At 74.9% G+C, this 6,961-nt stretch carries 6 protein-coding genes and 1 pseudogene; 6 read left to right on the top strand and 1 reads right to left on the bottom strand.

All coding sequences use genetic code 11. From position 1 onward, the window contains the following. The 5 genes and pseudogenes from E1291_RS37290 to E1291_RS37270 all read left to right on the top strand — a co-directional run. A pseudogene (locus tag E1291_RS37290) lies at window positions 1–180 on the top strand (TRAFAC clade GTPase domain-containing protein); the annotation flags it as partial. A gap of 121 nt (window positions 181–301) precedes the next feature. Continuing rightward, entirely contained in the window at window positions 302–910 is a 609-nt protein-coding gene (locus E1291_RS37285) for a malonic semialdehyde reductase (protein WP_131742760.1), read from the top strand. 65 nt (window positions 911–975) lie between these two features. Further along, window positions 976–2,346, top strand: a complete 1,371-nt coding sequence (locus tag E1291_RS37280) for a multidrug effflux MFS transporter (RefSeq protein ID WP_131742759.1) — start codon at window positions 976–978, stop codon at window positions 2,344–2,346. A gap of 44 nt (window positions 2,347–2,390) precedes the next feature. Continuing rightward, complete coding sequence (locus E1291_RS37275) at window positions 2,391–3,467, top strand: S1C family serine protease (RefSeq protein ID WP_131742758.1); 1,077 nt, start codon at window positions 2,391–2,393, stop codon at window positions 3,465–3,467. Window positions 3,468–3,595: 128 nt separating this feature from the next. Further along, window positions 3,596–5,881 carry an FdhF/YdeP family oxidoreductase gene (locus tag E1291_RS37270; RefSeq protein WP_131742757.1) on the top strand — a complete coding sequence of 762 codons (2,286 nt, stop codon included), beginning with the start codon at window positions 3,596–3,598 and terminating at the stop codon, window positions 5,879–5,881. Window positions 5,882–5,885: 4 nt separating this feature from the next. Here E1291_RS37270 and E1291_RS37265 read toward each other — a convergent pair whose 3' ends face one another. Then, entirely contained in the window at window positions 5,886–6,557 is a 672-nt protein-coding gene (locus tag E1291_RS37265) for a TetR/AcrR family transcriptional regulator (RefSeq protein WP_131742756.1), read from the bottom strand. A gap of 61 nt (window positions 6,558–6,618) precedes the next feature. Here E1291_RS37265 and E1291_RS37260 point away from each other — a divergent pair. Further along, on the top strand, window positions 6,619–6,961 hold a 343-nt coding region (locus E1291_RS37260; protein WP_242614620.1), incomplete at its 3' end, for an MFS transporter.

Genomic DNA, 6,961 nt, shown 5'->3' with positions numbered 1-6,961 from the left:
CCGGAGGTCCCGGGGACGGCGCCGCTGCGGGCGCCCTGGCCGGTGCGGGGCCGCGACACCGCGCGGGTCCCGGCGGGCTACCAGGCGGGCCGGTGGGCCGTCCTCGCCGGGGTGTCGATGCTCACGATCGCGACCGTGACGGGCGCGCTGCTCGCCGCCGCGGAGGGCCTCCCCCACTGACCTCCCGGCCGATGTGACGGACACCACTTCCTGACGCGGCAGATAACGGACCGTCATCCGGTTGAAGCCTCTCGGAGCCTCTTCTTCCCCGTGGCTCCCCGCCCGACCGAGAGGTGAACTGATGACCACGATCGCGCCCGAGGGGTCGCTCGCGCTGGACGAGAGCGCCCAGGACCTGCTGTTCCGCGAGGCCCGCACGGCCAACGCCTTCACCGGCGCGCCGGTCACCGACGAACGGCTCCGCGCGATCCACGAGCTGATGAAGTGGGGCCCGACCGCGATGAACTCCCAGCCGCTGCGGCTGGTCGCGGTGCGCGGCGCGCAGGCGCGCGAGCGGCTCGTCCCGCTGATGAACGAGGGCAACCGCGCCAAGACCGCGACCGCCCCGCTGACCCTCATCGTCGCCGCGGACGAGGACTTCCACGAGCACCTGCCCACCGTGATCCCGACCAAGCCGGGCGTGCGCGAGGCCATGGAGGGGAACCCGGGCCGTCCGGCGATGGCGCGGCTCAACGCCGCCCTCCAGCTCGGCTACCTGATCGTCGCGATCCGCGCCGCCGGGCTCGCCGCCGGGCCCATGTCGGGCTTCGACGCCGCCGCCGTGGAGCGCGAGTTCCTCGGCGGTTCGCAGCGCGCGATCGCGGTCGTCAACATCGGCGAGCCCGGCCCCGGCGCCTGGGCGGAGCGCAACCCCCGGCTCGCCTACGAGCAGGTGGTCACGACCGTCTGAGCCCGTCGCGCCCGGCCGCCGCGCCCCGCGGCCGGGCGGGCTCGCCATCCCCCACGGAGAATTTCATGGCCCAGGCGGCACCCTCGTCCGATCCCTCGACCCCGAAGCCCCTCTCCCTCCCGGAACGCCCCGTCCCCGGCCGGTTCGGGTCCCCGGCGTCCTCCTCGCCGGCGGCGCCCGACCGGCGGCTGGCGCTGCTGCTGATCCTCGGCGCGCTGACCGCGGTCGCGCCGCTGTCGATCGACATGTACCTGCCGGCGCTGCCCGATTTGGCCGGTGACCTGTCGACCGGGGCCGTGCAGGCGCAGCTGACGCTGACGGCGTGCGTGATCGGCCTCGCCGCGGGGCAGATCGTGGCCGGGCCGCTGAGCGACGCGCTCGGCCGCCGCCGCCCCCTGCTCGTCGGCCTGGTCGCCTACGCCGCCGCGTCGGCGCTGTGCGTCGCCGCGCCGACCGTCGAGACGTTCATCGCGCTGCGGTTCGTCCAGGGCGCGGCGGGCGCCGCCGGGATCGTCATCGGCCGCGCCATCGTGCAGGACCTCTACGACGGCGTGGCGGCGGCCAAGTTCTTCTCCCTGCTGATGCTGGTCAACGGGCTCGCCCCGATCCTCGCGCCGGTCCTCGGCGGCCAGTTGCTGCGGCTGATGCCCTGGCCCGGGGTGTTCGCCGTCCTCGCCGGGACGGGGGTCGCGCTGTTCTTCGGCGCGCTCCTCGGGCTGAAGGAGACGCTCCCCCCGGGCCGGCGTGAGACCGGCGGCGCCCGCGCGACGCTCGCGACGTTCCGCGCGCTCGCCACCGACCGGACGTTCGTGGCGTACGGGACGGCGGTCGCGCTGGCGTTCGGCGCGATGTTCACCTACATCTCCGGCTCGCCGTTCGTGCTCCAGGACATCTACGACCTGTCGCCGCAGGCGTTCAGCGTCGTCTTCGGCGTCAACTCCCTCGGCATCGTGGCGGTCGGCCAGCTCAGCGGAAGGCTCGCCGGGCGCGTGCCGCTGGCCCGGCTGCTCGGCGCCGGGCTGGCGACCGTCGCGGTGGGCGGGGTCGGGCTGCTGGCCGCGGTGCTCGGCGGCGTGGGGCTGGCCGGAGTGCTGCCCGCGCTGTTCCTGGTGACCGCGGGGCAGGGCCTGATCATGCCGAACGCGACCGCGCTCTCGATGTCGGGCCGCCCGGCGCGGGTGGCGGGCAGCGCGTCCGCGCTGCTGGGGCTCGTGCAGTTCGCGGTGGGCGGCGCCGCGGCTCCGCTGGCCGGGGTCGCCGGCTCCGGCACGGCGGTGCCGATGGCGCTGACGATCGCCGCCCTGTCGGTGCTCGCCGTCGGCTGCGCCGCGCTGGCGACGCCCCGCGACAGGAAGGGCCGCGAGGCGAAACCGGAGGCCACCTCCGTCGAGTGTCCGGCGGAGCCGGCGCGGCGCACCTCCGACGTCAAGGACTAATTGCCGGAGACCGGGAATCATGGGAGGAACCAGCCCGAGGAGGCATGCCCTTGATCCAGGTCCCGGAGCACCGCGGGCTCCGCGCCGCGATCCTCGTCCTCATGGCCGCCCTGGTGGCCCTGCTCGCCCCGGCCTGCCGCCCGGTCGGCGACGGCGGGCCGCGCGACGCCCGGCCGACGATCGAGGCGACCCGCCACCACGCCCGGCCGAGCGGACGCCGTCCCGGCGTGGTCAACATCGACTCCGAGCAGGGCCTGAACAGCGCCAGCGCCGCCGGGACGGGCGTCGTCCTGGACGCCGCGGGCCTCGTGCTGACCAACAACCACGTCATCCAGGGCGCGACCTCGATCACCGCGACCGACACCGACAACGGCCGCGCCTACCCGGCGCGGATCGTCGGCTACGACAGGACCGGCGACATCGCGGTGATCCGGCTGTCCGGCGCGGCCGGCCTCAAGGTCGCCGCTTTCGGCCCGGCGTCCGCCGTCCGGGTGGGCGACCCGGTCACCGCCGTGGGCAACGCGGGCGGCAAGGGCGGCGCGCCCACCGTCGTCACCGGCCGCGTCACCGCGCTGGAGCAGGCCGTGACGGCCCGGGACGAGAGCGGCGGCGGCGCCGAGCGGCTCTCCGGGCTGATCGAGACCAGCGCCCCGATCCGGCCCGGCGACTCCGGCGGGCCCCTGCTGGACACCCGGGGCCGGATCGTCGGCATCAACACCGCCGCGTCCGCCGGGTTCGAGCTGAAGCGGGCGGGCGCCCACCGCGGCTACGCCATCCGCTCCGACCGCGCGCTGGAGATCGCCGGGCGGATCCGCCGCGGCGACGCGTCCGGGGGCGTCCACATCGGCCCGACGGCCCTGCTCGGCGTGAAGGTCCGCGGCGGCGGCGGGCACGGCGCCCTGGTCGCCGAGGTCGTCCCCGGGACGCCCGCCGACACCGCGGGGATCTCCCCCGGCGACACCATCGTGTCCCTCGGCGGCCGTCCCGTCGGCTCCGCCACCGCCCTCACGGACCTGATGCTCACCCACCATCCCGGCGACGACGTCCGCATCGAGTGGATCACCCCGCGGGGCGTCCGGACGGCCGCCGGCCTCCACCTGACCGACGGCCCGCCCCAGTAGGCGCCGCGGGCCGCCGCCGCGCGCCGGGCGCCTCGGGGCGTCCGCTGAACGGAACGCCCGGCGCCGTCCTCCCAGGCGGGACGTGCGACAGTAAGGGGACGCGACCCGAGCCCCCGAGGATGTGAGCGATGAGCCGGAAGGCGCCCGCCGACGACTCCGACGACACCGGCATGCAGGTGTCGAAGCCGAAGACTTGGGCCGCGGGCGTGCCCGGGGTGACCGCCGCGCTGCGCCAGTCCTACGACCAGATGGGCGTGGGCCGCACCGCGCTGACGCTGCTGCGCGTCAACCAGCGCAAGGGCTTCGACTGCCCGGGGTGCGCCTGGCCCGAGGGCGAGCACCGGCACGTCGCCGAGTTCTGCGAGAACGGCGCCAAGGCCGTCGCCGAGGAGGCGACCACCCGCCGCGTCACCCGGGAGTTCTTCGCCCGGCACACCGTCGCCGAGCTGGGCCGGCGCTCCGACCACTGGCTCGGCCAGCAGGGCCGGCTCACCGAGCCCATGCTGAAGCGCGCCGGGTCCGAGCACTACGAGCCGGTGTCCTGGGACGAGGCGTTCCGCCTCCTCGCGGCCGAGCTGACCGCGCTGGACTCCCCCGACCGGGCCGTCTTCTACACCTCCGGCCGCACCAGCAACGAGGCCGCGTTCGCCTACCAGCTCTTCGTCCGCGCGTTCGGCACGAACAACCTGCCGGACTGCAGCAACATGTGCCACGAGTCGTCCGGGTCGGCGCTGAACGAGACGATCGGCGTCGGCAAGGGCTCGGTGCTCCTGGAGGACCTGTACCGGGCGGACCTGATCTTCGTGGTCGGGCAGAACCCCGGCACCAACCACCCGCGGATGCTGTCGGCGTTGGAACGGGCCAAGAAGGAGGGCGCCCGGATCGTCGCGGTGAACCCGCTGCCCGAGGCGGGCCTCATGCGGTTCAAGAACCCGCAGCGGATGTCCGGCGTCGCCGGGCGCGGCACCGCGCTGGCCGACCGCTTCCTGCAGATCCGGCTGAACGGCGACCTGGCGCTGTTCCAGGCGCTCAACCGGCTGCTCCTGGAGTCGGACGCGCCGGACGCCCTCGACCACGAGTTCCTGGCGGAGCACGCGCACGGCTTCGAGGAGTTCGGCGAGCACGTCCGCGGCCTCGACTGGGACGAGGTGCTGGAGGCGACCGGGCTGACCCGCGCGGAGATCGACGCGACGCTCGGCGACGTGCTCGCCGCGAAGCGGATCGTCGTGTGCTGGGCGATGGGCCTCACCCAGCACCGCAACTCCGTCCCGACGATCCGCGAGGTCGTCAACTTCCTGCTGCTGCGCGGCAACATCGGCCGGCCCGGAGCGGGGGTCTGCCCCGTCCGGGGCCACTCCAACGTCCAGGGCGACCGGACGATGGGCATCTACGAGAAGCCCGCGGAGGCGTTCCTGGACGCGCTCGCCGCCGAGTTCTCCTTCGATCCGCCGCGCGAGCACGGCCTCGACACCGTCGACGCGATCCGCGCCATGCGCGACGGCCGCGCGACGGTGTTCCTCGGCATGGGCGGCAACTTCGTCCGCGCCACCCCCGACTCCGCCGTCACCGAGGCCGCGCTGCGCCGCTGCCGGCTGACCGCGCAGGTGTCGACGAAGCTGAACCGCTCCCACGCGGTGACCGGCGAGCAGGCACTGATCCTTCCCACGCTCGGCCGGACGGAGCGCGACGAGGGTCCGTCCGGGGCCCGATTCGTCTCCGTCGAGGACTCGATGGGCATGGTCCACGCCTCCCGGGGGCGGCTCGCCCCCGCCTCGCCGCTGCTGCTCTCCGAGGTCGCGATCGTCTGCCGCCTGGCACGGGCCGTGCTGCCCGGTTCGCCCATCGGCTGGGAGGCGATGGAGGGCGACTACGACGTGATCCGGGACCATGTGGCACGGGTCGTCCCCGGCTTCGCGGGCTACAACGACCGGATCCGCGAGCCGGGCGGCTTCACACTGCCCCACGCACCGCGCGACGAGCGGCGCTTCCCCACCGCGACCGGCAAGGCGAACCTGACGGTGAACCCCCTGGAAGTGCTGCGCGTCCCCGAGGGGCGGCTGCTGCTGCAGACCGTCCGCAGCCACGACCAGTACAACACCACGATCTACGGCCTGGACGACCGGTACCGCGGCATCAAGGCCGGCCGGCGCGTGGTCTTCGTCAACCCCGGCGACCTCGCCGGCCTCGGCCTGGCGGACGGCGCCGTCGTCGACCTCGTCTCGGAGTGGACCGACGGCGTGGAGCGCCGCGCCCCGGAGTTCCGCGTCGTCTCCTACCCGACGGCCAGGGGCTGCGCCGCGGCGTACTTCCCGGAGACGAACGTGCTCGTCCCGCTGGACAGCACCGCCGAGGTCAGCAACACCCCGACCTCCAAGTCCGTGATCATCCGCCTCGACCCCCGCCCCGCCGGCTGACCGGTCAGGGGGTCGGGGGGCCGGTCAGGAGGCCGGTGACCAGGGCGCGGAGGCCGTCCAGGTAGGTGTCCTCGGCGGTCAGGGCGGCCCAGTCGCCGCCGAGTGCCGCCAGCCGCGGCAGTTCCGCGGCGTCGAGGCCGGCGAAGACGCGCTCGCGGTAGGTCGGCCGGTCGTCGCGGGCCCGGCGGCGGGCCGCCGCCGCCCGCACGAGGATCTCGCCCGCGGTGTAGTACCAGACGGCCCGGTACCCGTGGACCGCCCGCGCCGGGGTCAGGCCCCCGGCGACCAGGGCGTCGACGATGTTCTCGGCGAACCACAGCGCCGACTCCGCCATCAGGTCGTCGGCGGTGAGGACCTCGACGATCCAGGGACAGTCCCTGAGCGCCTCCCGGATCGCGACCGCGAGGGCGACCACCCGCTCGCCCGGATCCGCGGGCAGGTCGGGGCGGCGCAGCGTGCGCGCGGCGTAGTCGTCCAGCAGCAGGAGCAGCAGCTCCTCCTTGTCGCGCACGTGGTGGTAGAGCGCCATCGGGGTGCTGCCGACCTCGGTGGCCAGCCGCCGCATCGTCAGCCGGGAGACGCCCTCGGCGTCCACGATCCGGCGGGCGGTATCGACGATCTCCGCGAGGGAGATGCGGGGCGGCCGGCCCCGGCGCGGCTCGGTCGGTTGCGGCATCCCCCCATTCTCGCCCATCGGCGACTGGACCGCGGGCACCGTCGCGAGCTATTTTCTTTACATGTATAAAAAATCGCGACCAGGAGTGGTGCTGGCGGCGGCCGCCATCGCCCAGTTCGTCGTCGCCCTGGACACCTCCGTCGTCAACGTCGCCCTGCCGGCGATCCGCTCCTCTCTCGGCTTCTCCCCGGCCGGCCTGCCCTGGGTCGTGCACGTCTACGCGCTCACGTTCGGTGGGTTCCTGCTTCTCGGCGGGCGCGCCGGCGACCTGTACGGGCGGCGCCGGCTGTTCGTCCTCGGCATGGCCGGCTTCGGCGCGTTCTCGCTCGCCGGGGGGCTGGCCCGGGCGCCCTGGCAGCTCGTCGCCGCCCGCGCCGGGCAGGGCCTGGCCGCCGCGGCGGTCG

This window comes from Actinomadura roseirufa (assembly GCF_900659635.1).
GTDB classification, from domain to species: Bacteria; Actinomycetota; Actinomycetes; order Streptosporangiales; family Streptosporangiaceae; genus Spirillospora; species Spirillospora roseirufa.
This window is presented reverse-complemented; position numbering and strand designations above follow the sequence as displayed.